The 26,866-nt window shown below is 30.4% G+C and carries 25 protein-coding genes; 16 read left to right on the forward strand and 9 right to left on the reverse strand.

Annotated elements, in window-relative coordinates; all coding sequences use genetic code 11:
- Positions 1-16 precede the first annotated feature (16 nt).
- Positions 17-1,309 carry a tyrosine--tRNA ligase gene (gene tyrS, locus H0I27_RS17405; protein WP_218731887.1) on the forward strand — a complete coding sequence of 431 codons (1,293 nt, stop codon included), beginning with the start codon at positions 17-19 and terminating at the stop codon, positions 1,307-1,309.
- Positions 1,310-1,496: 187 nt separating this feature from the next.
- Here tyrS and H0I27_RS17410 read toward each other — a convergent pair whose 3' ends face one another.
- On the reverse strand, positions 1,497-1,937 hold the full coding sequence (locus tag H0I27_RS17410; RefSeq protein WP_218731888.1) for a YHS domain-containing (seleno)protein: 441 nt from the start codon (positions 1,935-1,937) through the stop codon (positions 1,497-1,499).
- Positions 1,938-1,990: 53 nt separating this feature from the next.
- Positions 1,991-2,776 (reverse strand): alpha/beta fold hydrolase, encoded by a 786-nt coding sequence (locus tag H0I27_RS17415; protein ID WP_218731889.1) that lies wholly within the window; start codon positions 2,774-2,776, stop codon positions 1,991-1,993.
- Between the two features lie 92 nt (positions 2,777-2,868).
- On the opposite strand from H0I27_RS17415, the gene H0I27_RS17420 reads away from it, so the two are divergent.
- A complete protein-coding gene (locus H0I27_RS17420) occupies positions 2,869-4,419 on the forward strand; it encodes a serine hydrolase (protein ID WP_218731890.1) in 1,551 nt (516 codons plus the stop codon).
- Position 4,420: 1 nt separating this feature from the next.
- On the forward strand, positions 4,421-5,695 hold the full coding sequence (gene brnQ, locus H0I27_RS17425) for a branched-chain amino acid transport system II carrier protein (RefSeq protein WP_218731891.1): 1,275 nt from the start codon (positions 4,421-4,423) through the stop codon (positions 5,693-5,695).
- Between the two features lie 84 nt (positions 5,696-5,779).
- Here the strand turns inward: brnQ and H0I27_RS17430 are convergent, their stop codons facing one another.
- Entirely contained in the window at positions 5,780-6,982 is a 1,203-nt protein-coding gene (locus H0I27_RS17430) for a polysaccharide biosynthesis C-terminal domain-containing protein (protein ID WP_218731892.1), read from the reverse strand.
- A gap of 125 nt (positions 6,983-7,107) precedes the next feature.
- Between H0I27_RS17430 and H0I27_RS17435 the strand changes: the two genes are divergently transcribed.
- Entirely contained in the window at positions 7,108-8,094 is a 987-nt protein-coding gene (locus tag H0I27_RS17435; protein ID WP_218731893.1) for a YafY family protein, read from the forward strand.
- Positions 8,095-8,206: 112 nt separating this feature from the next.
- Positions 8,207-8,329, forward strand: a complete 123-nt coding sequence (locus tag H0I27_RS17730; protein ID WP_302849949.1) for a hypothetical protein — start codon at positions 8,207-8,209, stop codon at positions 8,327-8,329.
- A 364-nt stretch (positions 8,330-8,693) separates the two neighbouring features.
- On the opposite strand, the gene H0I27_RS17440 is transcribed toward H0I27_RS17730, so the two are convergent.
- From H0I27_RS17440 to H0I27_RS17450, 3 genes are all read right to left on the reverse strand, one after another.
- Entirely contained in the window at positions 8,694-9,269 is a 576-nt protein-coding gene (locus tag H0I27_RS17440) for a Crp/Fnr family transcriptional regulator (RefSeq protein WP_218731894.1), read from the reverse strand.
- On the reverse strand, positions 9,270-9,932 hold the full coding sequence (gene ribB, locus H0I27_RS17445) for a 3,4-dihydroxy-2-butanone-4-phosphate synthase (protein WP_218731895.1): 663 nt from the start codon (positions 9,930-9,932) through the stop codon (positions 9,270-9,272).
- A 319-nt stretch (positions 9,933-10,251) separates the two neighbouring features.
- Positions 10,252-11,721 carry a hypothetical protein gene (locus tag H0I27_RS17450; RefSeq protein ID WP_218731896.1) on the reverse strand — a complete coding sequence of 490 codons (1,470 nt, stop codon included), beginning with the start codon at positions 11,719-11,721 and terminating at the stop codon, positions 10,252-10,254.
- A gap of 160 nt (positions 11,722-11,881) precedes the next feature.
- Here H0I27_RS17450 and H0I27_RS17455 point away from each other — a divergent pair, with 160 nt between their 5' ends.
- The 4 genes from H0I27_RS17455 (at position 11,882) to H0I27_RS17470 (ending at position 14,736) form a co-directional block, all read left to right on the forward strand.
- Positions 11,882-12,721, forward strand: a complete 840-nt coding sequence (locus H0I27_RS17455) for a helix-turn-helix domain-containing protein (RefSeq protein WP_218731897.1) — start codon at positions 11,882-11,884, stop codon at positions 12,719-12,721.
- A 474-nt stretch (positions 12,722-13,195) separates the two neighbouring features.
- Positions 13,196-13,510, forward strand: a complete 315-nt coding sequence (gene trxA, locus H0I27_RS17460; RefSeq protein WP_218731898.1) for a thioredoxin — start codon at positions 13,196-13,198, stop codon at positions 13,508-13,510.
- A 278-nt stretch (positions 13,511-13,788) separates the two neighbouring features.
- Positions 13,789-14,337 carry a carboxymuconolactone decarboxylase family protein gene (locus H0I27_RS17465; protein WP_218731899.1) on the forward strand — a complete coding sequence of 183 codons (549 nt, stop codon included), beginning with the start codon at positions 13,789-13,791 and terminating at the stop codon, positions 14,335-14,337.
- Between the two features lie 42 nt (positions 14,338-14,379).
- Positions 14,380-14,736, forward strand: a complete 357-nt coding sequence (locus H0I27_RS17470; protein ID WP_218731900.1) for a cupredoxin domain-containing protein — start codon at positions 14,380-14,382, stop codon at positions 14,734-14,736.
- 60 nt (positions 14,737-14,796) lie between these two features.
- On the opposite strand, the gene ppk2 is transcribed toward H0I27_RS17470, so the two are convergent.
- The gene (ppk2, locus tag H0I27_RS17475; RefSeq protein WP_218731901.1) at positions 14,797-15,597 is read right to left on the reverse strand and encodes a polyphosphate kinase 2; all 801 of its coding nucleotides are present in this window, start codon (positions 15,595-15,597) and stop codon (positions 14,797-14,799) included.
- A 168-nt stretch (positions 15,598-15,765) separates the two neighbouring features.
- Between ppk2 and H0I27_RS17480 the strand changes: the two genes are divergently transcribed.
- From H0I27_RS17480 to H0I27_RS17510, 7 genes are all read left to right on the forward strand, one after another.
- Positions 15,766-16,545 (forward strand): alpha/beta fold hydrolase, encoded by a 780-nt coding sequence (locus H0I27_RS17480; RefSeq protein ID WP_218731902.1) that lies wholly within the window; start codon positions 15,766-15,768, stop codon positions 16,543-16,545.
- Between the two features lie 79 nt (positions 16,546-16,624).
- Complete coding sequence (locus H0I27_RS17485) at positions 16,625-17,629, forward strand: sugar kinase (protein WP_218731903.1); 1,005 nt, start codon at positions 16,625-16,627, stop codon at positions 17,627-17,629.
- A gap of 77 nt (positions 17,630-17,706) precedes the next feature.
- Positions 17,707-18,072 (forward strand): hypothetical protein, encoded by a 366-nt coding sequence (locus H0I27_RS17490; RefSeq protein WP_218731904.1) that lies wholly within the window; start codon positions 17,707-17,709, stop codon positions 18,070-18,072.
- A 320-nt stretch (positions 18,073-18,392) separates the two neighbouring features.
- Entirely contained in the window at positions 18,393-19,316 is a 924-nt protein-coding gene (locus H0I27_RS17495; protein WP_218731905.1) for a hypothetical protein, read from the forward strand.
- Positions 19,317-19,320: 4 nt separating this feature from the next.
- Complete coding sequence (locus H0I27_RS17500) at positions 19,321-21,306, forward strand: TonB-dependent siderophore receptor (RefSeq protein ID WP_218731906.1); 1,986 nt, start codon at positions 19,321-19,323, stop codon at positions 21,304-21,306.
- Between the two features lie 39 nt (positions 21,307-21,345).
- Complete coding sequence (locus H0I27_RS17505) at positions 21,346-22,218, forward strand: MbnP family protein (RefSeq protein ID WP_218731907.1); 873 nt, start codon at positions 21,346-21,348, stop codon at positions 22,216-22,218.
- Between the two features lie 67 nt (positions 22,219-22,285).
- Positions 22,286-23,308: a cytochrome-c peroxidase gene (locus H0I27_RS17510; RefSeq protein ID WP_218731908.1), complete on the forward strand. Its 1,023-nt coding sequence runs from the start codon at positions 22,286-22,288 to the stop codon at positions 23,306-23,308.
- Between the two features lie 63 nt (positions 23,309-23,371).
- Here the strand turns inward: H0I27_RS17510 and H0I27_RS17515 are convergent, their stop codons facing one another.
- Complete coding sequence (locus tag H0I27_RS17515) at positions 23,372-24,664, reverse strand: aminopeptidase P family protein (RefSeq protein WP_218731909.1); 1,293 nt, start codon at positions 24,662-24,664, stop codon at positions 23,372-23,374.
- Positions 24,665-25,476: 812 nt separating this feature from the next.
- Positions 25,477-26,802 carry a DEAD/DEAH box helicase gene (locus H0I27_RS17520; protein ID WP_218731910.1) on the reverse strand — a complete coding sequence of 442 codons (1,326 nt, stop codon included), beginning with the start codon at positions 26,800-26,802 and terminating at the stop codon, positions 25,477-25,479.
- Between the last annotated feature and the right edge of the window lie 64 nt (positions 26,803-26,866).

Consider the following 26,866-nt stretch of genomic DNA (forward strand, 5'->3'; position numbering starts at 1 on the left):
TTAATTTAGACTTATAATGACAAATTTTGTTGAAGAATTACGCTGGCGTGGATTATTGCATGATATTATGCCTGACACTGAAGACTATTTATTAAAAAATAAAACTGCTGGTTATATTGGTTTTGATCCAACTGCAGACTCTCTACATATTGGTAGTTTGGTGCAAATATTTATTTTGAAACACTTTCAAAATGCAGGTCATAATCCTATTGCTTTAATTGGTGGAGCTACTGGTATGGTTGGTGATCCTTCTGGAAAATCTGCAGAACGTAATTTGTTAGATGAGGCTACTTTGGCAAAAAATGTTGCTGGTGTTAGAGAAAATCTAGAACGTTTTTTAGATTTTGATGCTACCGCAGAAAACAAAGCAGAATTGGTTAACAATTACGATTGGATGAAAGATATTTCATTAATCGATTTTGTAAGAGATACAGGAAAACATATTACTGTAAACTACATGATGGCTAAAGATTCTGTAAAGAAACGTTTGAGTTCTGAATCTTCAGTTGGTATGAGTTTTACAGAATTCACCTACCAATTATTTCAAGGATACGATTTTTATCATTTATACCAAGAAAAAAATTGTAGACTGCAAATGGGTGGTTCTGATCAGTGGGGAAATATTACCACAGGTACAGAATTAATTCGTAGAAAAGCACAAGGAAAAGCGTATGCAATTACGGTTCCTTTAGTAACAAAAGCAGACGGAACCAAATTTGGTAAAACAGAAGGTGGAAATGTTTGGTTAAATACAGACAGAACTTCACCTTATAAATATTACCAATATTGGTTAAATTCTTCGGATGAAGATGCAGAGAACTTTATTAAAAAGTTTACATTTTTAGACAAAGAAACTGTAGAAAACTTAATTGCTGAGCACAAAGAAAATCCGCATTTACGTTTGTTACAGAAAAAATTAGGGGAAGAAGTTACTATTTTAACACATGGTAAAGAAGCTTATGAAAATGCTTTAAAAGCTTCTAATATTTTATTCGGGAAATCTACTGCTTCTGATTTAAAGTCTTTAGATGAACAGACGTTTTTAGATGTCTTTGATGGAGTACCACAAGCAACAGTATCTACTACTGATATTGAGGAAGGTTTAGATATGATTGGTGCTTTGGCTGCTAAAACAAATTTCTTAAAATCTAATGGAGATGCAAGAAGAGCTTTAAAAGAAAATGCAATTTCGGTAAATAAAGAAAAAGTAAAAGAAGATTATTCTATTACTAAAGAAGATCTAATTGCAAATAAATATGTGTTGTTACAACGTGGTAAAAAAACATATTATTTATTAGTAGTTGAGTAAATTATAAAGCTCATTCGAATATTTCTGAGATTAAAAATTATTTTAATATAGAGTAGATATAAGCACTAATAATGAATAATCTAAAGAAGTTTCGAAATGACATAAAGGGTAAATATAAAAAAGAGCTGATTGAATCAGCTCTTTTTTTTACAACATTCACAAAATCCCCCGACATTGCTTTCAATCATCATTTTTTATTAATTTTCAACCAGTTTTTGTCTGCTTTTATTTTTAAATCTTCAGCACCTTCTTCCTTCCATAACTCTAACGTATTTATTCCCCAAGAATTGTAGAATAGATATAATTTTCCATCTCTAATCTCAAATGTTTCCGGATCTATAGAAACCTTCTCTCCTTTTGCTCCAATTGCATATGCACAATATCCTCCATAAGCAGGAACGTATTTTTTAGGTGATGTATTAAAAATTTCTAAATTCTCTTTTGATGAAAACTTAAATTGCACACCATCGTAATCTGCAACAAATCTTTTATCTCCTTTTACTGCGGTGTTGTTAAAATAAGAAACCACATCATACCCCTCTGCAACAAAACCTTTTTTGGTATTGTAATCTTGAGCATATAGTGAAGTGGAAATTATAAGAACTAAAAGTGTAATTATGTGTTTCATCGATTGTATTTTCTACATAGTCGCTGAAATTTTTGAGAAATTACAAATAAAAATTAAGATATACAGGCTTTTATGAATTTTTTTAAAGTAATAATTAGTTCTGGAGTATTTTCAATATGACTCAAATGTCCGTCAGGAAAAATAATAAGTTCGGTATTTGTCTTTTTAGCCTCCACTTTAGAAGTTTCTAAATCTAAAACAAGATCTTTCTCACCAACAATTATCAATTTTTTAAAATTATTTTCAGCTAAAACAGCATTGGTATTTAAGCGATTTTTCATTCCCTCATTCGCAGCAACATAACCTTGTAAAGAAGTCTGCATAGCTTCTTTTTTTACCACTTCTATTTCTTCTTTAAATTTTAATAAATTTTCTTGATTAAATAAATTTGAAATCGACATTCTTACCATGATTTCAAAATTATTCTGCACCATTTTATTTGCTCTTGTTCTTATTTTTATCCGCTCTTCAGAATCTTTTTCAGAAGTCGAGTTTAATAAGCACAAGCCCTTTATTTTAGAAGGATTCATTTTGGAAATAACCAAAGAAATATAGCCTCCAAGAGAATGGCCAACCAAAATAAATTTCCTGATTTTCAAGTGTTTTAAAACAGCTTCTATAGTCTCTGAAAACAACTCCATAGAATGCACATAACCCAAACAATCAGACTTCCCATGCCCTAATAAATCAATGGTAATTATTCTGTTTCTTTTAGTGAGTTCAGGTACAATTTTATCCCACATAGTGGAATTCTCTAAAAAACCATGTATGAGAACAACAACAGATCCTTTCCCTTGATCTGTATAAAAAATATTAGCGTTTTTGTAGACTAAAATCATAGAAACAAATATAGTGTTTGATTCGTTTTTAGAAATCTAAAACATCGTAAAACTATTTACTATATTTGGAGTAAATTCAACAACTTTATTATATGTTTCTTAAAAAAGCAATACTACTCTCTCTTTTCCTTATTTCATTAACCTTAAACGCACAAATTAACGAGAAACAACTCGATAATTTAATAGAAGAAACCTTAAAAACTTTTGACGTTCCTGGTATTTCTGTCGGAATTTTAAAAGATGGAAAAATAGTCTACGCAAAAGGTCACGGAGTTCGTTCTTTAACCAACAAAAAAGACATGAATGAAAACACCTTGGTTGGTATTGCGTCTAATAGTAAGGGATTTACTTGTTTTGCTTTGGCAATGATGGTAGATGCAGGAAAATTAAATTGGGATGATAAAGTACGTAAACACATTCCGGAATTTGAAATGTACGATGCTTGGATTAGCCAAAATATTACAGTTCGAGATTTAGTTACACACAGAAGTGGTTTAGATTTAGGGTCTGGAGATTTAATGTTTTTTCCTGAAAACAATAATTTTACCACAGAGGACATCATTAAAAATGTAAAATATTTAAAACCATCGAGTAAATTTAGAACCGATTTTAAATATAACAACAATATGTTTATTGTTGCAGGAGAGGTTTTAAAACGTGTTAGCGGACTTACTTGGGAAGAGTTTATTGAAACTAAGATAATGAAACCCGTTGGTATGAACAACAGTAAAGCATCTTACAATAGAGTTACTAACAGAACAAATATTATTGATGCACACACAAGAACAGAAGAAAAAGTAATTCAAATTCCGCATGATTGGAGCGATACTGCAAACCCAGCTGGTGGAATTATGAGTAACGTAAACGACATGTTAACTTGGGCAAATTTTTTAATGAATGATGCAGTTACCAAAAACGGAGAGCGCTTGCTAAGTGAAACTCAATTTCATGAACTTTGGCAATTACAAACTCCTTTAAAAGTTGCTAAAGATGATTCTTATAATTCTAACTTTAGAGGCTACGGTTTGGGTTGGTTTGTAACCGATGTTAAAGGCGGACACAAACAAGTGTATCATACTGGTGGTTTATTGGGTACCGTTACTCAGTTTACTATGATACCAGATTTAGATTTGGCAATTATCGTATTAACAAACCAAATGAACGGAAGTGCTTTTAACACCATTACAAATACGGTAAAAGACACTTATTTAGGTTATGAAAACAGAAACTGGATCGAAAAACTAGGAACTAATAATACCAAGTATTTAAAATACAACGACAGTATAAAAGCAAGTGTTTATAATAAAGTTGCAGTAGCGAAAGCAGATAAAAGCTTGCCAAGACCTTCACAAATTGTAGGTACTTATAATGATGCTTGGTTTGGTAATATGACCATTTCTAATGATGGAAATTCTTACAGTATAAAATGTGAACGCTCTGCTACTTTATTTGGAGAATTATTGCCATACAACCAAACAACCTACGTTGCAAAATGGAACAATAGAAGTTATGATGCAGATGTTTTTGTACAATTTTCTTTTGATGAAAAAGGAAATACCACAGGAGCAACCATGAAATTTATTGCACCAATTACAGATTTCAGTTTCGACTTTAATCATTTAAACTTTAAAAAAGTAAACTAAATTGAACAAAACAAGAGATATTTGGATTGCAGGTTTTGCATTATTTTCACTCTTTTTTGGGGCTGGAAATTTAATTTTACCACCAACTTTAGGTGTTAAATCTGGATCAGATTGGTGGATTGTTGTTTTAGGTTTTATCTTAACAGCCATCATTATTCCTATTTTTGCCATTTTTGCGCACGCAAGGCTACAAGGAACTTTGTACGATTTTGGCAAGAAAGTATCACCTGTTTTTAGTACTATTTTTTGTTTTTTAATTTACATTATAGCGGCGGCAATTCCATCACCAAGAACTGCTGCGGTTACTCATGAAATGGCAATTCAACCTTTTTTTGATTCACCTCCTATTTTAACAAGTATTGTTTACTTTGTTTTAGTGTTTATTTTTGCGGTAAATCGCTCTAAAATAATTAGTTTAATTGGTAAATTCTTAACGCCAATTATTGTAATAATTTTATTGGTCATTATTTCGATTGCCTTTTTTACTTCTCCAGGAACCGTAAATCCATCATCCTTTAAAAACCCTTTTGTAGACGGAATTTTAGAAGGATATCAAACTTTTGATGCCATTGCAGGTGTTGTGGTTGGAGCCGTAATTATTATTTCTTTAGATTACAGCAATCACACAACTTTTTTAGAGAAAAGAACATTAATTAGAAAAGCGGGGTATATATCTGGGATTGGTTTGTTATTAATTTACGGAGGTTTAATTTTAAGCGGATCTTTATTCAGTGCTACGTTTACAGAAGATGCTACCAGAATTGAAATTTTATCTGGTTTAAGTACTAAAACCTTAGGTAATTTAGGTACTACTTTTTTAAGTGTATTGGTTGCTTTAGCTTGTTTTACAACAGCAGTTGGTATTGTTACAGGAACTGCAGATTATATAAAAGGAATTTGCAACAATTCTAAAACGGCATATGTTATTACGGCTGCAATTGCTTCCATTGTTGGAATTATTGTTGGAAGCTACAATGTTGGTTTTATTATTGATGTTGCCGTGCCTGCGTTAATGTTTGTCTACCCAATAACCATTATGCTGATTTTACTAAATGTGGTACCAGAAAAATATGCTTCTAAATTGGTTTTTAGAGGTGTTGTAATTGTAACTTTTATCTTTAGTATTCCGGATTTCTTAGGTTTTATCATTCCTAGAGAAAACTTAACCGGCATTAAAAGTTTTATTCCGCTTGCAGAACACAGTTTGGGTTGGGTGTTGCCTGCTTTGGTAGTTTTTGTTTTGTTGAATTTAATTACAAATAAAACAAATGAATAAATTAATACTTGTTGGAAACGGCTTTGATTTATTAGAAGACTAGTTAGATTGTTTATTTTTAGTAAACTATGATTTGTTTTAATCTTATTTAAGAAAAATAAATTTTAAATGGTTTCTATTTTTACCATCAAAAATTATAAACCCTAAATTAGTAATAAAATGACTAAAAAGCATAGAAATTGCGGCTCCCATTATTCTGTAAGAAGGAATTAAAAGAAGGCCTAAAGTTAAATTTATAAAACAGCCTACAATAAATCGGTATACATTTTTTTTAAGTTGATTACTATTGATGAGGTGTTTTTCAAAAACCATTCCTAGAAAAATGAATATTGGCGACCAGCTAAATATCTTTAGAGGAGTAGCGATAGAAATATAGCTTTCATTAAAAAAAGTGCTTAAAATAGAGGTTCCAAAAAATGTATAAAATAATCCTATTAAAACTCCTAATAATAGCATGTATTTATACAAAGCACTTATTTTTTTCTGATATATTTTGATATCCGTTTTATAAGATTCTGCCAAAGAAGGATATAATGCATTAATCATTGAAAAACCAATACTCCAGGTAAGAGCAATGACTAGAAAATCAATGGTAGCAAAAAGACCTATTGCAGCATCACCAAAATAGTATTTTAAAATAAAATCATCAATAGAAATATAGAGAGATACTAATAAATTTGAAAGTATTAAAGGATAAGAGTTTTTTAATAAATATTTTGCCATCAATATAGAAAAATATTTATTTTTAAGTTTGATGGAGGTTTTAGTAATAAAAATAAAGCCGTAAATAATTCCTTGCAATAAGAAATCAATAATTAAAAGTGATGCAAAATATTGAATTCCAAGTTGATGTTCAACTCCATAATATTGTAATAAAACAATACAAAATAAGCTTGAAATTTTACTTATAAAAATATAATTCGTTTTTTTAATAGCATAAAAATAATATTCAAAAACATCTGTAATCCTTATAAAATAGCTAAAACCAATTAAAAAGTAGAGCCAAAATAGTTCGTTACTATTATAAAAGTAATTGTAAATTAAAAGTCCAAGGAAAAATAAAATCCAGCTAAAAAGGCGCAAGTAGAATGCAGTTACTAAAATTTCTTTTGTTTTTTTCGGATTAAAAATGATCTCTCGAATACAAATTGCAGATAATCCTAAAAATAATACAGGTGCAAAAAAAGCAATAAATGTTTCAGCAAACTTAAGTTTGCCAATATTTAAAACACCAAGTGAATTAAAAATTTTAGGAATAATAAAGATACCAACAAGTAACTGAATCAATTTTTCGGCAATAAACCACTTTGTATTAAGAAAATCTTGTTTACTAAAAAGCACAGGTATCTAATATAGAATTGAATGTATAAAGATTAAACTTTTTTTGTAATCTTGTAGCCTAAATTATTAAAATGTCTCCAGAATTTCTAAGGCGCTACTATATCTTAAAAATTATTACAAATCCAAAAGCTTTTGGTGTGGATAATGATTTATATGTAACGCATAAAGAACTTCAACAAAAACTACAGGATAAACAATCAGAATTTATTGAAAATGAATTTTTAAGTAAATTAAATTCTAACAGTCCAAAAACGGTTCATAGAGATTTCCAATTTATTAAAAATGAGTTTGGCGTTCATATTTCATTAAAAAGAGGTTATGGCTATTTTGTTAAAAGCGGTAATGTATCCGAAGAAATTACAGATATTTTTAATAGATGCGAGCACTTATTAATAAGTAAAAAAGCATCTGAAAATCATTCTTGTGTAACTACAGAAAAATCTTCATTAAATAGTAAGTTAGATTTGTTAGGGCTAATTAATGCCATAGAAAACAAGTATGTAATTCATATAAGTTACAAAGGTTGGTATGATGATAATTGTTTTGAAGAAATTAGTAAAAAAGCCTTCCAACCTTTACACTTAAAAGAAAAAGATAAAGCTTGGTATTTGCTTGCGTATTGCCCTATAGATGCTAAAATTACATCTTTTTGTTTAGATAAACGTTTACAGGAAATTAGAATCTTTAAAAGAAAAATGTTAGAAGCAATTCCTTTTGATCATAATACTTATTTTAAAGATGCAGTTGGTATTTTAAATGATGAAACAAAAGCAGAGAAAATCACATTACAAGTAGCCAATCATCATTTAAAATATCTGATAAGCAAACCAATACATGCTAGTCAACGTCTTGTTGTTGAACCTGTAAAATGGAATTCAGAGGCGTTAGATTACGCTGATCCTGATATTTGGGGAACGATTGAAGTTGAACTCAAACCAAATTACGAGTTTATCATGGAGATGCTAAAGTTTAATCAATGGATTAAAATTATTTCACCAAAATCTGTGGTAGATAATTTTAAAGAACACCTACAATCTATTGTAAAATACTACAAGTAATTTTTTTTAGATTTTGTTAACTTTCCTCAAATAGACTTTGTTTGTCTTTTTGACAACTCTATTTTTGAAGATTGAAATCTACATATGCCAATCGTTAAAATTTAAACATTCTATGAATGTGAAAAGCGAATATATTGGTTATGCTTTTTCTGTTTCAATTAGTACTATGTTTTCTAATCCAATGAATGAAAAAGGAAAAGTACATGTTACTTTTATGAGAGTTAAAGGTATTTAAATACTGGTTTTTTAGAAGATAGAGTTATTTAAAATAAAAATAATTATGAAATTTATATTGGGGGATATAAATTTTATTAGAATAAAGAATACGCAAAAGTATCGCGTATTCTTTATTTAAAATTATTTTTTTTACATAGTATATTATTGTTATTATAGTTAAGTCTTTTGAAAAGGGAAATTAAAAATTGCTATGAATTGTAAAAGGGGAAATGATGTATTCATTTACCCCTTTTTATTTTAAGAGAGTTTTTATAACAATTTGCTGACATTAATTGTTGTCTACTTTTTAAAGTCAACTAATCACAAAACAAAATATGCCAATGCAAGGCATCATAAATTCATGTTTTGATCGTGTTTTATAATCAAATTTTAGATTTTATTCTACTCAATGTTTCTTGTGATATATTGATGTAAGAAGCTACAATTTTGTTTGGTAAACGCTTAACAATGTTCGGATTTATCTTGAATAATTGCTTGTATCGCTCTGATGCATCTAGTGTCGTAAATGAGATCAATCTCTTAGAATTATTTACATATGCCTTCTCTAAATAGATACTATAAAAATCTTTCCATTTAGGAACAATGGTCATAAGATGCCTAAAATCATCGTGCGTGATGTATAGAAGTTCACTATTTTCAATAACCTGAATGGTTTCTTGCGCAGGTTCCTTGGTTATAAAACTAACCAATTCTGTCGCAAACTGATTTTCAAAAGCAATATAACGTGTTACGTCTTTCCCCTCTTCATTGATGTAAAATAATCTTAAACACCCTTTTTTCACGAAATAACTAGCCTGACTATTTTTACCATTTGAAAGTAAAATGTCATTTTTCTTTTTTTTAATTATTTTAAAATAAGATAACACGATTTTTAAATCTTCATCATCAATATGTATATTCTTTTTTATGAAGTTAATCAGTTCAATATTATTTATCATCTATTTGTAGTCTCTTACAAATTTACGATAATGAATAATATCTTGTATTGTTAACACCATCAAATTGTGTTCAATTGCAAATTCTGAAATCGTGTCAATTTTTGCCATTGTTCCGTCGTCATTCATTAATTCACACAGTACTGCTTCTGGCTTTAAACCTGCTAATTTCATTAAATCTACGCTTCCTTCTGTATGACCTTTTCTATCCAAAACCCCATTATCTTTGGCTCTTAAAGGAAAGATATGCCCAGGTTTTGCTAAATCGTTGCTATTCGCATTTTCTTTACTCGCAGCTTTTATTGTAGTTAATCTATCTTTAGCTGAGACTCCTGTAGTAACGCCTTTTTTTGCCTCAATTGAAATTGTAAAAGGTGTTTGGTAGCTACTTGTATTTTCTTTTACCATATAAGGTAACCCTAATGTATCTGCTTTCTCATTCGGCAAACAAAGACAAACAATACCACTACATTTTCTAATCATCAATGCCATTTGATTATTTGTCATATAATGTGCAGAGAATACTAAATCACCTTCATTTTCTCTATCTTCATCATCCATTAAGATAATTCCATTTCCATTTTTAAGGTGTAATAATGCTTTTTCTAAACGTTCTTCACTGTCTTTACCAAACCTTTGTAATGTATCTAATTCTGTAAGTACCATCTTAAAATCTATTTATTTTTTCGACTGTAAAATTAAGACTGTCTCAAGCAAAACTATTTGATGTAAGTCAATAAATTCATTTATTTTAATCTAAAGAATGATAACAAAAGAAGCTAATATTTACGTTGTGGAATTTTACTTTTTGTTGCTCTTTTCACTAACTTAACCGGAATTAAAAGTATTATTCCTTTTACAGGACATAGTTTAGGTTGGGTATTGCCTGCTTTGTTGGGTTGAATTTGAAGAAGAAATAGATATTAAAAGCATAACTATACTTTTATTTTTCATTATAAATCTAGCTTTTTCTTTACACAAGCTATTACATACCTATATTTTTTAATTCCATATTTTTATATGAATCTAATAAATATTTTAAATTAAAATTCATCAAATCAAAATTACTCTCTAGATGTAAAGAAAAACTGAATTTTTTTGTTTTAGGATTTAAATCAGTTATTTTAATTTTTTCAAGAATTTCAATTAAACTGAATTTATTGTTTTTTACAATTTGAACTAACATATCCCAACTCACAATATCTATAAAGAATAAATTCTCGTAAGGTATAATTTTAAGCTCTTCCTCTTTTCTAATTTTTAAAGTTTCATCCTTAAGAAATTGCTCCCATATGTCTTCTGAGTTTCCTAAAAATAGTTTTTTATATGTAATAATAATACCATAATAAATTTCAGACTCACTTAGTTTAGCTGCTACATTAACCATTTGTTTAGCGTAGGCTTTAACCAAATTTTTTCTAAACTCATTTGCTAATATTTTATCATCAGGATTAGCACGAGCATAAGGTTTTATTTCGATAGCTTTAACTTCTAAAAGGATATTATTATCAATAACAAAATCAACTAAGTTATTCTTCAAACCTAATATTTTTTCTAACTCCTTTTCTGTTCTATACTTAAAGTTTGCCTCATCCAATCCTAATTTTACATACTTTTCCATTCTAGCTCCAAATTCCGTTGTGAATTTATCATCATTACTTTTTAAATATTCGTAAATAAAATGAGTAAAATTATGTTTTAATAAATTTTTATGAGGAACAATATAACTATTTTGAAAATCAAGAAATGGTTTTCTAGTAAAAACAGATTGCTCAAAAGTTTGTAAATTATAATTTTTTATTATCCCTTTGTCTTTTTCTAAAATATCATCAATTTTATCTTCTGAGAAGCATAAAAGATTTAAGTAGTTTTTAACATCAGTCTCATTAAATACTTTAATTAAGATATCATAATCTTCACTAGAGAAATTCCCTCCAATCAAAAAATTTATTTTCCCATTGAATCCTGATTCCAAATTATTAAAAGTAAACATCCAAATTACAAATGAAATATTAATAAAAATATTCAAATCAATTTTTGTCAAATTTTTAAAGGATTTACTTATATCATATTTGTTCTTCAACTCATGGAATAGGATTAATTGTCGAGTGAAAGTATCCCAATGCACTTGATTTTGATAAGTGAATTGTTGGTGAGCCATCATTATCAAAGGTTTTTGAAAATTTAATGATTTACTCAAGTTAAATAAATCATTTGACATCTCAAGAGCTTCCAATTGCTTCATCAGTTTTATTAAATCGTTTCCATCAGCAACTTTAGCTTTATGCTTTTTAGGATAAAATTCATAATTCCATTTTAATAATAAAAATAAGTGCCAAATTGGAATACGATAATTCTTATTGATTTCAGTTTTGCGTAATTGTTTTAAGATTTCTGTAGTGATGGATTCAAGCGTAAAAGTTTTTAATTTATTTCTTATTGGTCTATAGTCCATTTTTTTTTATGCTTGTATTTAATGTTACTCTGAATACATATCGTTTTAATAACCTATATTCAACGTTAGTTAAATGTAGCTTAAATTAAATTTAAAAGCAAACTAACTTCATTGCAAGATTTCAACTAAATACACGACCAACAAACCACAACAATAAAATATGGCAGTTCAAGACATTGTAAAATATTCCTTTAAAGAAACCTTTTCTGTAAGTACCGTTCAATTCGAAAAAGCCTGTACTATAGATCATTCTGTGCAACAAAATGCCTATTCTATTTATTGGATTCAAGAAGGAAGCGGCACATACAATATCGATTTTGAAAGCTATACATTTAACGACAATGTGTTGTTCTTTTTATCACCCGGACAAGTATTTACAGTAGATTCCGAACAAATAAAAACCGCCTACAAACTTACCTTTGTAAGAGATTTTTACTGCATACAAACTCACGATACAGAAGTGGCGTGTAACGGAATTCTATTCAACAATATTTACGAAACACCCTTTGTAAAACCTTGTAAAAAAGACACCCAAAAACTCAACTTTATTTTAGAAAGTTTAATCGAAGAGTTTCAGCAAAACGAAACCGCACAGTACGATATGTTGCAATCTTATTTAAAGCAATTTATCATTTCTTCTGTTCGTGTAAAAAAAGAAAACCACGTTATTAAAGAAGACACCGAAACTCGTCTTTTTAAAGACTTTAGCTTATTGGTAGAGCAGAATTTTAAAACCATGCATACTGTAACAGACTATGCAAACAGATTAGGACTTTCGCCAAAATCTATTAGCAAACACTTTCAGAAACTGGGTGCAAAAACGCCTTCAGACTTTATTAAAAACCGCATTTTATTAGAAGCAAAACGTCAATTAATTTACACCGATAAAACAGTAAAAGAAATTGCTTTCGAGCTTGGTTTTAACGATCCTGCCTATTTTACGCGCTTTTTTACAAAGGGTGTCGAAAAATCTCCACTTCAATTTAAAAAGGAATATTAACTGTTTATATTTTACCTCAACTTCACTATAAACCCCCACTTAAAGACTGATTAAAAGGGTTCATTTAGTTTTTTTCTTTCAGTTTTGTCATTTCGAAATTTTGGAAAAAATCTCATAAAGTTTGGTTGACGTTGTGTTATCACTGTTATGAGGTTTCTCCTATTGTCGAAATGACAAGCTTGTGGTTTATGCTCTAGCTTCACTCAACATTTTTTAATTTTCTTGGGCGTGCCCTTATCAGGTCTGGCTTTCGCAACTCGCTTTTTAAAGTTTTATCAAACTTTAAAAGAGCTCAAACAACTTGCTCTATCCTTCACGCGTGCATTTTTGCCAACTTTTTTACCTTGTCCAAACAGTAGGAACTTTTGTCCATTTTTAAACCTCTATCTCGGTTGCATCTTTGCAGTGTGTAACAATAACAACACAACAACAAGATATAAATCCTGCTTTAGCAGCAATTAAAAATAAGGAAAAATGGAAATTCAATTAGAAAAAACAGACTTTAACAATGTTATAGAAAACAACAGTAATGTATTATTAGATTTTTACGCAGACTGGTGTGGACCTTGTCAAACCTTATTACCAACCATCAACAAATTAGCAGACGAGTTACAGGACAACATTACCATTAAAAAAGTAAATGTTGATGATTACCCAGAAGTAGCCGCAAAATATAGCGTAAGAAACATACCAACATTAATTTTCTTTAAAAACGGATCACCTGCTGACAGACATACAGGTTTAATTACAGAAAGTAGTTTAAGAAGTAAAATAGACAACTTAAAATAAGGACTACAACCATCAAAAAATAGACAACTTTTTAACGAGTCCAAAGCAAAGGAACTTTTGTCCAATTTTTGAAGCTACTATCGGTTGCATCTTTGCAGAGTCAAACAGTAACAATTAAAAAAACAACAATATGAAAACAATAGAAAACGCACAATGCCCAAACTGTTGGGGATACCAAACATACGACGAGCAACACCAAACACAACAACTTTGCGAATGCAAAGCATAATATAAAAGGAGAACAAAATATTAATAATAAAACAATTTAAAATAAAATTATGAGCACATTTAACGTACCAACAAAAAACGAAGTATCAGAAAATAACCAAGCAATTTTTAACCAATTAGAAAAAGGATTGGGTTTTGTACCAAACTTATACGCAGCATTTGCACACAGTGAAACTGCATTAGGTAACTTTTTAGCAATAGGGCAAGGAAAAACAAGTTTTTCTGCAAAAGAGAAAGAAGTAATCAACTTAGCAGTAAGTCAAGTAAACGAATGTGTGTATTGTTTATCTGCACACACAGCAATTGGTAAAATGAATGGTTTTACAGAACCACAAATTTTAGAATTAAGAGCTGGTGAAGCTTCTTTTGACGCAAAATTAGATGCTTTAGCAAAATTTTCTAGAAGTGTATCTCTAAACAGAGGAGCTGCAACAACAGAAGCAATAGAAAACTTATACGCAGCAGGATATACAAAAGGAAACTTGGCAGATGCAATTATCTTAATAGGAGAAATTACCATTACCAACTACTTTCATAAAACAACAGATGTTGCAGTAGATTTTCCTGTTGCACAAACTTTAGAAGTAGCAACAATTTAATAAATAATCAATTTTAATAATAATTAGTAATACACAACAATCATGAAAAAAGTAATCGCAATTTTAGTAATCATTTTAGGTTTCGCATTTAATACAAATGCACAAGATGTAAAAACAGTTTCTTTAGAACAAACCAAGGGTGAGTTTACTCAGAAACAACTTACATTATCTGAAGGAACTTATGTTTTTGAAGTAGCAAACAACAACGTTGGTCATAATGTTGGTTTTGTTTTAGCACCTAAAGCAGATGTAAAAGCACACATTAAAAACGCTTATGTTACTGCACAAGTAAAAAACAACACCAAAGAAAGCTCTAAAGAAGTAACGCTTAAAAAAGGTGAATATGTTTATTTCTGTCCTTTAAACCCAACACCACAATATACTTTAATCGTAGAATAATTTTCTTAATTCAAGTAGTGATTGGCGAGCAGAAATGCTCGCCTTTTTTGCATTTATAAACTAAAATTTTTCTGGCACAAAAGTTTGGTAATCCATTGGTGGTCTTACATAGGCTTTACTGTCTGGTAAAGGCGGAAGTTCAATTGGTTTTATATCCATTTTTTCATAAGGAATCTTACTTAACATATGGCTGATACAATTTAGTCTTGCTTTCTTTTTGTTATCAGAATTTACGACAAACCAAGGCACTTGCTTTGTATCTGTATGGGCAAACATTTTATCTTTTGCTTCAGAATACTCTAACCAACGCGAACGAGATTGTAAATCCATCGGACTAAATTTCCAACGTTTTAAAGGATTAGAAATACGGTTTTTAAAACGTCTTTCTTGCTCTTCATCACTAACAGAAAACCAATATTTTAAAACAATAATGCCAGATCTTACTAACATACGTTCAAATTCTGGACAAGAACGTAAAAACTCATCATATTCATCATTTGTACAAAAGCCCATTACTTTTTCTACTCCTGCCCTATTATACCAACTTCTATCAAACAACACAATTTCTCCTGCTGCGGGTAAATATTGTACATAACGCTGAAAATACCATTGCGATTTTTCTTTTTCTGTAGGCACACCTAATGCAACCACTTTACAAATTCTAGGGTTTAAAGGCTCTGTAAAACGTTTTATAGTTCCTCCTTTACCAGAAGCATCTCTTCCTTCAAAAAGAACGACTACTTTTAAACCTTGGCTTTTAACCCACTCTTGCATGTGCACCAATTCTGTGTGCAATATTTTTAATTCTTCGTCGTAATTAAATTTCTTTTTCTTAGTGCTAACCTTCTTTTCTTTATCCATCTACGCAATCTACGAAAATTCAAAAAAATATGAAATACATTTATTTTTAGTAGTGCTATTTTAAATTAATTATAAATAATATCGCTTAAAAAAAGCACTAAAAATTACATCAAAATTAAAAGTCTTATTTTTGCACTTCAATTTTTAATAGATATCAAAAACAACTATTTGCTAAACTACTATTCATATCCGCATACAACCTCTAAAGAATGGGTTACTTTTGTTCATGGAGCCGGAGGAAGTAGTTCTATTTGGTTTAAACAAGTAAGAGATTTTAGAAAACATTTTAACGTTTTAATCTTAGATTTACGTGGTCATGGAGATAGCAAACCAAAACTAAAAGATACGTTTAAAGCAAAATATACTTTCGATTCTATTACGGCAGATATTGTTGAAGTGATTGATTATTTAAAAATTAAAAAATCTCATTTTATTGGTATTTCTTTAGGTACTATTTTAATTAGAAATCTTGCAGAAAAAAGACCAGAAATGGTAAAAAGCATGATTATGGGTGGTGCTATTATAAAAATGAATTTCCGCTCTCAAGTATTAATGAAAGTCGGTAATATCTTTAAATCTGTAGTACCTTATATGATGCTTTACAAGCTCTTTGCCTTTATTATTATGCCAAAGAAAAATCATAAAAACTCTCGATTACTATTTGTAAACGAAGCGAAAAAATTATATCAAAAAGAATTTTTACGTTGGTTTAAATTAACATCAGAAATAAACCCTTTATTACGTTTTTTTAGAACAAAAGATATTAAAATCCCTACATTATATGTAATGGGAGCCGAAGATCATTTGTTTTTACCTTCTATAAAAAACATTGTTTCTAAACATGTTACAGCATCACTTTTTGTAATTGAAAATTGCGGTCATGTGGTAAATGTAGAACAGCCAGAAATGTTTAACAACCAAACAATCCGTTTTATTACATCTTTATAATTTCATTCATTTAATTCCGTGTAAAACACTTTTTTAATAAATTTTTATGAGGTATATTTACCTTATAAACATTTTTATTATGAATCAGATAATTACATTTGGAGAGGTTTTAATGCGAATTTCGCCTTCAGGAAACAAAAAATTTATTCAATCTAACCAAGTAGAATTTTATTTTGGTGGTACAGAATTAAATGTTGGTATTTCTGTAGCCAATTTTGGACAAGATGTAAAACATATTTCATGTGTTTCTGATGATTTTATAGGTGATACCGCTATTTCTTTTCTAAGAAAATTTGACGTTAGTACTTCTGCAATTGTTCGCTCTAGCAGACCTTTAGGTGTTTATTTTTTAGAAGTTGGTGCTGTTATGAGACCGAGTTCTATTTCTTATAATAGATCTCACTCTTCTTTTTCTGAAATTCAACCAGAAATGGTAGATTGGGAAAAATCTTTAAAAAAAGGAAAATGGTTTCATTGGACAGGTATCACTCCTGCACTTTGTAAAGGTGGTTATGAAACTTTAAAAGAAGGATTAATCCTTGCCCAAAAAAAAGGTATGGGAATTTCTGTGGATCCTACCTACAGAAGTGGTTTATGGAAATGGGGAGGCACTCCAAAAGAAGTTCTATCTGAATTAGTGAATTATTCTACCGTTTTTATTGGTGGTGTAAATGAAATAAATGAACTTTTAGAAACTAATTTCTCTTATTCTAACGACGATTTTATTGAAGCGAGTAAACAGTTAATGGAGAAGTATCCTACCATAGAAAAAGTATTTGATAAAATAAGAACTTCTATCAATTCTTCTTGGCATAAAATTAGAGCGAGGATGTGGAATGGTAAAGAATTTAAAGAAACTCAAGATTTAGACATTACGCATATTGTAGACAGAATTGGTACTGGTGATGCTTTTGCTGCCGGAATAATTCATGGTTTACAAAAATTTGATGACTATAAAGCTATGGAGTTTGGTAGCGCAGCCTGTGCCATTAAACATACCTATTTAGGTGATATTAATTACGCAAATGAAAAAGAAGTAATGAGTATTCTAGAAGGAAACACCACAGGTAGATTGCAGCGATAAAAAACTAAAAATATAACCCATTTTTTATAAGATTATTAACCTTAGGAAGTTTTATAAAAAAACAAGATATTTGCATTGTGAAAATAGCAGCAATCTTTTTATCGTTATTCTTGCTTTCTAAGCCCTTGCTTCCATTATTGGAATATGCTGCTTTTTACGATTATATTAAAAATGAACTTTGTGAAAACATAGAAACTCCAGAGTTACAGTGTAACGGAAAATGTCATTTAGCAAAACAGATTGTGAAGGCAGGAGATTCTGAAAATGGTAATGAAAAAAACCAATCTTTTAAAGTAGAAATTTCTATCGTTTATTTTCAAGAAACAACTCATAATGATTCTGTTATTTTGTCTAAAGACGAAAATATTAAAATAAGTACTTCATATAATAACACCTATAAATTCCATTATACGGATGTTGTTTTTCACCCACCACTCGTTTAATTTCTTCATACTAAGAAACGTAATAGACCAAATAATTGATGCTTAATTAATTTAATTAGGCTTCTAATTATGTGCTATCAATTAGAAATAATTAATAGTAAAAAACAACGCACAGTTAAGTTTTTTTTTTTAACAAAAGCTTTTTACGCGGTGTTTGGTAAGCGCGTTTCCTAACGATTTCTTTTTAGTAGTAAAAATGCAATTATAGCAATTGTGTTTAGCTCTTAATGTGCAATATACTTTCTTAAAAATGAATAATTGTTCACCTATTTGCTGCTACTATTTTTTCAACAGTTTTTTAATAAAACAGTCCTAAAATAATGAAACATTTACAGATAATTGTAATTGCAATTTCTATTGTAATAACTTCTTGTACGCTAGATAAAACAGATTACGAAGCAGAATTAATTGTAGAAACAACAGAATATATTGAATTCGAAGAGGTAACTACCATAAATAATGAAGATTATAACATTAGCATAGAAGCTTTAAATGGTACTTTATATAAAGGTTATAATGAAGTTCATCTAAAAGTCATCAGCTTAAAAACCGGTGAAAGTATAGAGAGTTCACAAATTACCTTTTTGCCAATTATGACCGATGCAAATGGAAACAAATCTTCTTGTCCGCACGAATATAATCTAACATACAATGCTACGGAAGGGTATTACAAAGGATATGTTGTGTTTACAAATGAGAGTAGCTCTACAGTAGATTGGCAGTTGTATATCGATTTTACAGATAATAATGAAACTCAATCTATCGATAAAGTTATCACTGTAGAAGCGCAAACAAATATGAACCTAAACATGACGGCTTTTACAGGCAATGATAACGAGCAGTATTTTATTGCTTTAGTTGCACCTCAAAGTCCGCGTGTGGCACAAAACGATTTGGTTGCTGGTATTTACAAATACAACAAGCCAGCTAATGCGGCAGGAGAATTTCCTGATGTTACGCAATTTTCGTATTCAGCTGTAGAAAATCACACCTTGTTATTAGATCCAAGAATGCCAGAACCTTCTATGGGAAATCATTCATCACTTTATAATGAAGATTTATCCCAAGAAAGCGATGGTTTGTACCATGGAGTTGTAAATTATACCATGACAGGTAACTGGACGTTAAACTTCATTTTAAAAGATGAAAATAAACAAATAATAAAAGGAAACGAAGTTTCTACCGAATTTACTCCTGGAGTAGAAGGAGAAAGAGGTGAACTTTATATTGATATCTTATTTTAAAAATATGAAAGCAATAACAATAGCCATCCTATTATTAGCAACCTTGGCAAATGCACAAACTGTTGAGAAAAAAAAAGATAGTTTAGGAGGCATCTTAGATGAAGTAATAATTATAGCGGCTAAAAAAAAGAAAATAGAAACAGACATGAAAATGGCAGTTTCTGTGGATGAATTTTTAGCTTCTTCAGACAATATCAGTTTTATTAAGCGTGGTGCCTATGCATGGGAACCTCTACTTAATAATATGAGTACAGAACGTTCTATAATTACCATAGATGGTATGCACGTTTTTGGCGCTTGTACCGATAAAATGGATCCGGTAACGTCTTATGTAGAAAGTAATAATTTATCTGATATTGATATAAAATCAGGACAAGAGGGTAGTTTGCACGGAGCAACAGTAGCTGGTAGCATCGATTTGAAAAGGAAAAGTACCGCATTTACAATTGGGGAGAATTACAAAGGTGCCTACCAAACAGGATTCGAGTTTAATAACAAACAGTTTTTTTACCTTGCAAACGCCTCTTATTCTTCTGAAAACTTAGTAATAGATGGAAGTATCTCTAACAGAAAAGCAGAAAATTATACTGACGGTAATAATGACGAAGTACAGCATTCTCAGTTCGAAAAACTGAATGCTTCTTTAGGAGTTGCCTACAAAACGAGTGATTTATCATCTTTAAGGGTAGATGCAATTTTTGATAGAGCTAAGAATGTTGGTTTCCCTGCATTACCAATGGATTTATCTTTATCTAGAGCGTTAATTACATCGGTTGCATACAAGCAATTTTTTGAAAAAGGAATTGTAAAAGTTTGGGATACCAAAGTGTATTTTAATGCTGTAGAACATTATATGGATGACACCACAAGACCAGAAAATTTGGTTCATATGGATATGCCTGGTTGGAGTACAACGTATGGTTTGGTATCTAAAATAAATCTTCAAAAAGACAATTTATCATCTGAAGTGCAATTAAATGCCTACAATAATTTATCGATTGCAGAAATGCGAATGTATCCGCAAGACAGAAGCGAAAGAACCATGTTTGCTTATAGTTGGCCTTGGGTTACCACAACTTATGCAGGACTTTCTATGAATAATTTATGGGATATTTCTGATGCAAGTCAACTAAGTTTTGGAGGCTCTCTAGGTGTCAACTACAATTATTCTAAATATGTAGAATTCAATTGGATTTTTCACCCAGGAACACCACAAGAAAAAACAAGGTTTTTACCAAACTTACATACAAGTTATAATTTAAACGTTGGTGATTTTAATTTTTCTATTGGTGGTGGTTATGGCCACAGAGCACCTTCGGTTTCGGAAGCATATGGGTATTATATTTATAACAGTTTTGATCGGTACGATTACATCGGAAATCCGGATTTGAAAAATGAAATTTCTTATGAAACCAATGCAAGTGCTGGTTTTAAAAATGAAAAATTGAGTGTGCAAGCCAAAGTAAACTATTTCTATATTCAAAATTATATTATAGGAAGAATTTTAAGTTTGGGGAGTCCAATGAATTATCAATCTGTAGGTGTAAAAGGATACACCTCTTTAGATTATGCAACATTGTTCAATTTTTCACTAAATACCAAGTACAATATTTTGGAAAACTTGCATTGGAAAGGAACACTGACGTATGCGAGAGGTTTAGATGATAATCAAAATAACTTACCTTTTATCCGTCCGTTGAGTTACCAAACTTCATTGCATTTTTCTCATAAAAATTTCGGTTTTGGAACAGCACTAAATGGTGATTTCAAACAAAATAATTACAGTCCAGAATACGGAGAAGACGAAACGCCATCTTACAAAAATTTTAATATTTCTGCAGATTATACTTTTTACATTAATAATTACAAAACAGTTTTTCAAGTAGGTGCGGAAAACCTGTTTAATGAATATTACAGCACCTACGCAGATTGGGGAAACATCCCCAGAATGGGACGTAACATTTTTACGTCTTTAAAAATCAATTTTTAAACAAACACAATCAATTAATAATCACAAATTTAAAAAACAATGAAAAATTTTAAAAAGTACCTTTTAGCATCATTAATCTCATTATCAATAATTTCTTGTAGTGAAGATAGTATTCCTGTAGCCAACGACGTAACATTAGAATTTAACAATACATTTGGAGCAACAACAATTGTTTTAGGAGATGCAACCTCTACAGATGCAACTGTAAATACTTCTGTTGAAGAGCAGGTTCATCATTTTGAGGAATTAAAATATGTAATTAGCAACATTCGTCTTATAGATGTAGAGGGTAATGAGTTTCCTTATAACGTAAATAATTTAGATGAAGGAGCAACTATTATAGATCAATCTAAAACAGCAACTTTACAATATGTTTTAACAGATATTCCTTCGGATGAATACACGCAGATAAAATTTGGATTAGGAGTAAAATCTGAATTAAATACTTTAAATGAAGAACAATTCCCTAATTTTTATGCAGCAGCAGGAGCAAATGATACAGAAATGCATTGGGAATGGGGAACAGGTTACCGTTTTACAAAAATTGAAGGTTATTATGGTACAGAAAACAATGAATTATCTTTTCACTCTGGAAGTACTGTTGAAGGTACAAGCGGAGAAGAAAGCACTTACACACAAGGTGTTGATGCTTATAGAGATATTACATTAGATCTTTCTACATCTGCAGTTGTTGGTAATAATGCACCAACAATTAAAATTAAAGCAGATTTTGATAAATTTTTAAGCGGAGAAAGTAATACTATAACATTAGTTTCTACGGCAGATATTACAAACAACGCTACGCCAAGTGCTCATACAGCTACAGAAATGATGAAATTTGTAGATAATATTGGAGGTAATGGAGGTACAGACATTAAAGGAATGTTCTCTGTAGAAAGTGTAGAAAACTAAACCTAAAAATAGAGCTGTCTTAAATTTTACTTACGACAGCTCTATTTTCTCTTTTTAAATATTGAAAATGAAAAAAATACTACTGAGTTTCTTTATCATACAGCTAATTTCATCTTGTACTAAAGAAGATGTTTATGAGCCTTTTATTTTTGACAACCCAGAAATAGAAATAAGTATTCCGGTAAATTTCCCAGAATTAAATACTTCATTTTATGCCAACGTTCCTACAAAATATGGAGTTGAATTAGGTAAAAAATTATTTAATGAAAAGAGGTTAAGTGCAGATAATACAATTTCTTGTTCTAGTTGTCATATGCAAGAAAATGCTTTTGCAGATCATAACGAAAAAGGAATTGGTATAGAAGGTAGAATAGGGCTACGTAACGCACCTCCTATCCAAAATATGGCATTTATGCAATTTTATAATTGGGATGGCAATAAACTGGTTTTAGAAAACCAACCGTTAGTTCCTATTATTACTTTCGTAGAAATGGATTCTTCTATTTTAGAGGTTATTGGCAAAATTGAAAATGATGAAGAATATCTAAATTTATTTTACAATGCTTTTGGTGATAAAGAAATTACTGCCGATAGAATTTATAATAGTATTGGTCAGTTTGAATATACATTAATTTCTGCCAATAGTAAATATGATAAAGTAAAGAGACAAGAGGGAGAAGAATATACCGATGAAGAAGCACAAGGATATCAAACTTTTCAAGACAAATGTGCAAGTTGCCATAGTTCCGAATTGTTTACAGACCAAAGTTTTAGAAACATTGGCTTCCCTATTAATCCTGATTCAGAAGAAGGCGGACGCTCTAGAGTTACTGGAGAAATAGATGATTATATGCGTTTTAGAGTACCTTCTTTACGTAACATAGAATATACTGCTCCTTATGGAAGTTTTGGTCAATTTGCTACGTTAAAAGAAGTCTTAGATTATTTAGACAATGGTGTTTTAGATACCGATAATTTAGATCCAATTTTAAAAGATAATGGAAATAGAATTCCACTTACAGAAAACGAAAAAGAGAACCTTATTTCATTTCTAACAACATTAAGTGATTCTGAATTTGTTGGGCAATAACACAAAGTTTAGAGTATAAAAAAAGCGAGTCGTAAAACTCGCTTTTTATATTAAGTATAAGACTTAACCTTGCATTATATCTTCAATTTCATCTGCTTCAATAGGTATATTTCCCATTAAATTAAACGGTTCTCCTTTTTCTTGAACAACGACATCATCTTCTAAGCGAATACCAAAACCTTCTTCTGGAATGTAAATTCCTGGTTCTACTGTAAACACCATATTTGCTTCCATTGGTTTGTGTAATAAACCATAATCATGCGTATCTAAACCAATATGATGACTTGTACCATGCATAAAGTATTTCTTATACGCAGGCCAATCTTTAGGAGCATTCTTTACATCTGCCTTGTCTAATAAACCTAATTTTAATAATTCAGAAGTCATAATATCACCAACTTCTACATGATATTCTTTCCATAATGTTCCTGGAACCAATAATTTTGTAGCTTCCTTCTTAACATAGTTTACAGCATTATAAACCGCTTTTTGTCGGTCTGTAAACTTCCCCGAAACGGGTACAGTTCTAGACAAATCACTTTTATAATTTCCATATTCAGCAGCAATATCAAACAAAATTAAATCACCAGCTTTACATTCTTTATTATTTTCTACATAGTGCAAAACATTTGCATTATTACCACTAGCAATAATTGGTGTGTAAGCAAACCCTTTAGATCTATTTCTTACAAACTCATGCAACAATTCTGCCTCAATTTCATATTCCCAAACACCAGGTTTAATAAAAGATAAAATTCTACGAAAACCTTTTTCAGTAATATTACAAGCATGTTGCATTAAATCCAATTCAATTTGGTCTTTAACAGCACGTAATTTATGTAAAATAGGGCTGCTTTTAGCAACTGAATGTGCAGGATATTTTGCCAATAACCACTTTGTAAAACGATCTTCACGAGTTTCCGTTTCTACATTTGCTCTATAATGTTCGTTTGTGTTAATGTAAAAAGTATCTGCATAAGTAGAAAGTTCAAACAATACCTTCTCTAAATCTTGCAACCAGAAAACTGTTTTAATTCCACTTGTTTCAAAAGCAGCTTCTTTTGTTAATTTTGCTCCTTCCCAGACCGCAATATGATCGTTAGTTTCTCTAACAAATAATATTTCTCTGTAAGCTTCATTAGGGCAATCAGGAAACAAAAATAATACACTTTCCTCTTGATCTACACCACTTAAATATAAGATATCTCTGTGTTGCTCAAAAGGCATTGTACTATCTGCACTAATTGGATAAATGTCATTAGAATTAAAAATAGCCAAACTATTTGGCTTCATTGCAGCAGCAAAGTTTTTTCGATTTTTTATAAATAATTTTGAGTCTATTTTATCGTATTTCATACTGATGAATTTATGTTGAAATACAAAGGTAGCAATATTTCGGTGGCTACAAATTCAACACTCATAAAATATAAAAATCTCTTATAACAAGTTTACTTATTAAATTTGACTCTATATTCAAAAACTAAAAACACCCCTTATATTTATTTTTTTTGGCATTCGAACGGGCTTGTAATTTATCTTGAGTGAAGTCGAAAGGTTATATCTTTTTGCAAAAAAATAAAAAAGGATGCCATTGCAAATACAAAACATTCACGATTTCAACAATAATAAAAAAGGATGAGTACTCCCTAACGCAAAATAAATCCCAACAATTGTCATTTCGAAGTATTGAGAAATCACATAACAGTGATACCACAATGCCTAACTAACTTCATGTAATTTCTCCCAAAAGGTCGAAAATACAAACTGTGTAGAAGATTTCTAAATCGCTAAAAAAACTCATTTCTAAATGACAGACTTGGTGGTTATTGAGCGTATGAATGTTTATCAAAAGAATACACAACCTGTAAATTCAACGTATTGAAAAGTCACAAAACAGTGATAACGCAAAACAAACCCCCAACAATTGTCATTTCGAAGTATTGAGAAATCACATAACAGTGATACCACAATGCCTAACAAACTTCATGTGATTTCTCCCAAAAGGTCGAAAATACAAACTGTGTAAAAGATTTCTCAATTGCTAAAAAAAGCTCATTTCAAAATGACAGACTTGGTGGTTTTTGAGCCTATGAATAGTTCTTTAAAAATAAAAATCCTACAAGGTTAACAACCTTGTAGGACAATAAAATTCGTGTAAATTAGAAAAATTAATCTCTAAAACGTTTCTTTTTTGGCGCTCCAGTTCTTCCTCTTCCAGAAGTAGAACCTGCTGGTTTATTTCCTTTAAAATGAGGTTTATTTTTTGGTTTGTCTCCTTGAGAAGATCCTCCATTAGAAGATCTAGTTTTCTTACCAAAAGATCCTTTACTTTGCGTTGCTGCTCTTTTTGGAGCTGCCGTATCTGTAGGTTCAAAACCTTCTACAATAGAAGTGTTTAATTTCTCTTTTAGTAATTTTTCAATTTCGTTTTGGTACTCAGTTTCTTCACTACAAACTAAAGAAATTGCTTCTCCAGCTGCTCCTGCTCTACCCGTTCTACCAATTCTATGCACATAATCTTCTGGTACATTTGGCAACTCAAAGTTAATAACATGCGGTAATAAAGGAATGTCTAAACCACGTGCTGCAATATCTGTAGCAACTAATGCCTTAATGGTGTTGTCTTTAAAGTTTCTTAACGCTTTTGTTCTTGCACCCTGACTCTTATTTCCATGAATTGCTGCTGCAGAAATACCTGCTTTTATCAATTTCTCGGTTAATTTATTAGCACCATGCTTTGTTCTTGTAAAGATTAAAACTTGGTTCCAATTTCCGTCTTTTATCAACTTAATCGTAAACTCTGTTTTTTGGCCTTTATCAACTTTATAAACATTATGAGTTACTTTTTTAGCCGTAGAATTCTGTGGCTCTGCTTCTACAGAGACAGGATTATTTAAAATACCTGACGCTAATTTTTTAATATCAGCCGAAAAAGTTGCCGAAAACATCAAATTCTGACGCTTTGCAGGCATAAAACTAATCAGTTTATTTAAGTCTCTAGCAAAACCCATATCTAACATTCTGTCTGCTTCGTCTAAAATTAAAACATCAATTCTGTTAAAAGAAACCGCTTTCTGACTGTGTAAATCTAATAATCTACCTGGTGTAGCTACCAAAATATCTACACCACTTCTTAGGGTTGCTATTTGTGGTTTTGCATTCACTCCACCAAAAATTACAGCAGATTTTATGTTTACATATTTACTATACTCTCTTACATTATCATGTACTTGCGCCGCTAATTCTCTTGTAGGCGTTAACACTAACGCTCTTAAAGGTCTATATTTTGGATGCTTTGTTTCAGCTAAATGTTGTAAAACTGGTAATGTAAAACCAGCTGTTTTCCCTGTTCCTGTTTGTGCAGAAGCTAAAATATCTTTACCTTCTAAAATATGTGGAATTGCTTTTTCTTGTATTGGGGATGGTTTGGTATATCCTTTTTCTTCAACTGCTTTTACTAATGCAGCAGATAAACCTAAATCTTTAAATGTCATAAAAATACTTTTTTGAATGCAACTTTATGTAGTTGTTTCAGCCTACAAAGATACGTTGTTTAAA

The organism is Polaribacter sp. HaHaR_3_91 (assembly GCF_019278525.1).
Taxonomy (GTDB): domain Bacteria; phylum Bacteroidota; class Bacteroidia; order Flavobacteriales; family Flavobacteriaceae; genus Polaribacter.

What these genes read in the sequence shown, in the direction of transcription:
- H0I27_RS17520 (WP_218731910.1), bottom strand. Translation starts at nt 26,802, where the DNA reads ATGACATTTAAAGATTTAGGTTTATCTGCTGCATTAGTAAAAGCAGTT.
- H0I27_RS17510 (WP_218731908.1), top strand. Translation starts at nt 22,286, where the DNA reads ATGAAAAAAATACTACTGAGTTTCTTTATCATACAGCTAATTTCATCT.
- H0I27_RS17485 (WP_218731903.1), top strand. Translation starts at nt 16,625, where the DNA reads ATGAATCAGATAATTACATTTGGAGAGGTTTTAATGCGAATTTCGCCT.
- H0I27_RS17730 (WP_302849949.1), top strand. Translation starts at nt 8,207, where the DNA reads ATGAATGTGAAAAGCGAATATATTGGTTATGCTTTTTCTGTTTCAATT.
- tyrS (WP_218731887.1), top strand. Translation starts at nt 17, where the DNA reads ATGACAAATTTTGTTGAAGAATTACGCTGGCGTGGATTATTGCATGAT.
- H0I27_RS17465 (WP_218731899.1), top strand. Translation starts at nt 13,789, where the DNA reads ATGAGCACATTTAACGTACCAACAAAAAACGAAGTATCAGAAAATAAC.
- H0I27_RS17440 (WP_218731894.1), bottom strand. Translation starts at nt 9,269, where the DNA reads ATGATAAATAATATTGAACTGATTAACTTCATAAAAAAGAATATACAT.
- H0I27_RS17420 (WP_218731890.1), top strand. Translation starts at nt 2,869, where the DNA reads ATGTTTCTTAAAAAAGCAATACTACTCTCTCTTTTCCTTATTTCATTA.
- H0I27_RS17470 (WP_218731900.1), top strand. Translation starts at nt 14,380, where the DNA reads ATGAAAAAAGTAATCGCAATTTTAGTAATCATTTTAGGTTTCGCATTT.
- H0I27_RS17495 (WP_218731905.1), top strand. Translation starts at nt 18,393, where the DNA reads ATGAAACATTTACAGATAATTGTAATTGCAATTTCTATTGTAATAACT.
- H0I27_RS17500 (WP_218731906.1), top strand. Translation starts at nt 19,321, where the DNA reads ATGAAAGCAATAACAATAGCCATCCTATTATTAGCAACCTTGGCAAAT.
- H0I27_RS17450 (WP_218731896.1), bottom strand. Translation starts at nt 11,721, where the DNA reads ATGGACTATAGACCAATAAGAAATAAATTAAAAACTTTTACGCTTGAA.
- H0I27_RS17505 (WP_218731907.1), top strand. Translation starts at nt 21,346, where the DNA reads ATGAAAAATTTTAAAAAGTACCTTTTAGCATCATTAATCTCATTATCA.
- trxA (WP_218731898.1), top strand. Translation starts at nt 13,196, where the DNA reads ATGGAAATTCAATTAGAAAAAACAGACTTTAACAATGTTATAGAAAAC.
- ppk2 (WP_218731901.1), bottom strand. Translation starts at nt 15,597, where the DNA reads ATGGATAAAGAAAAGAAGGTTAGCACTAAGAAAAAGAAATTTAATTAC.
- H0I27_RS17435 (WP_218731893.1), top strand. Translation starts at nt 7,108, where the DNA reads ATGTCTCCAGAATTTCTAAGGCGCTACTATATCTTAAAAATTATTACA.
- H0I27_RS17415 (WP_218731889.1), bottom strand. Translation starts at nt 2,776, where the DNA reads ATGATTTTAGTCTACAAAAACGCTAATATTTTTTATACAGATCAAGGG.
- H0I27_RS17455 (WP_218731897.1), top strand. Translation starts at nt 11,882, where the DNA reads ATGGCAGTTCAAGACATTGTAAAATATTCCTTTAAAGAAACCTTTTCT.
- H0I27_RS17515 (WP_218731909.1), bottom strand. Translation starts at nt 24,664, where the DNA reads ATGAAATACGATAAAATAGACTCAAAATTATTTATAAAAAATCGAAAA.
- ribB (WP_218731895.1), bottom strand. Translation starts at nt 9,932, where the DNA reads ATGGTACTTACAGAATTAGATACATTACAAAGGTTTGGTAAAGACAGT.
- H0I27_RS17410 (WP_218731888.1), bottom strand. Translation starts at nt 1,937, where the DNA reads ATGAAACACATAATTACACTTTTAGTTCTTATAATTTCCACTTCACTA.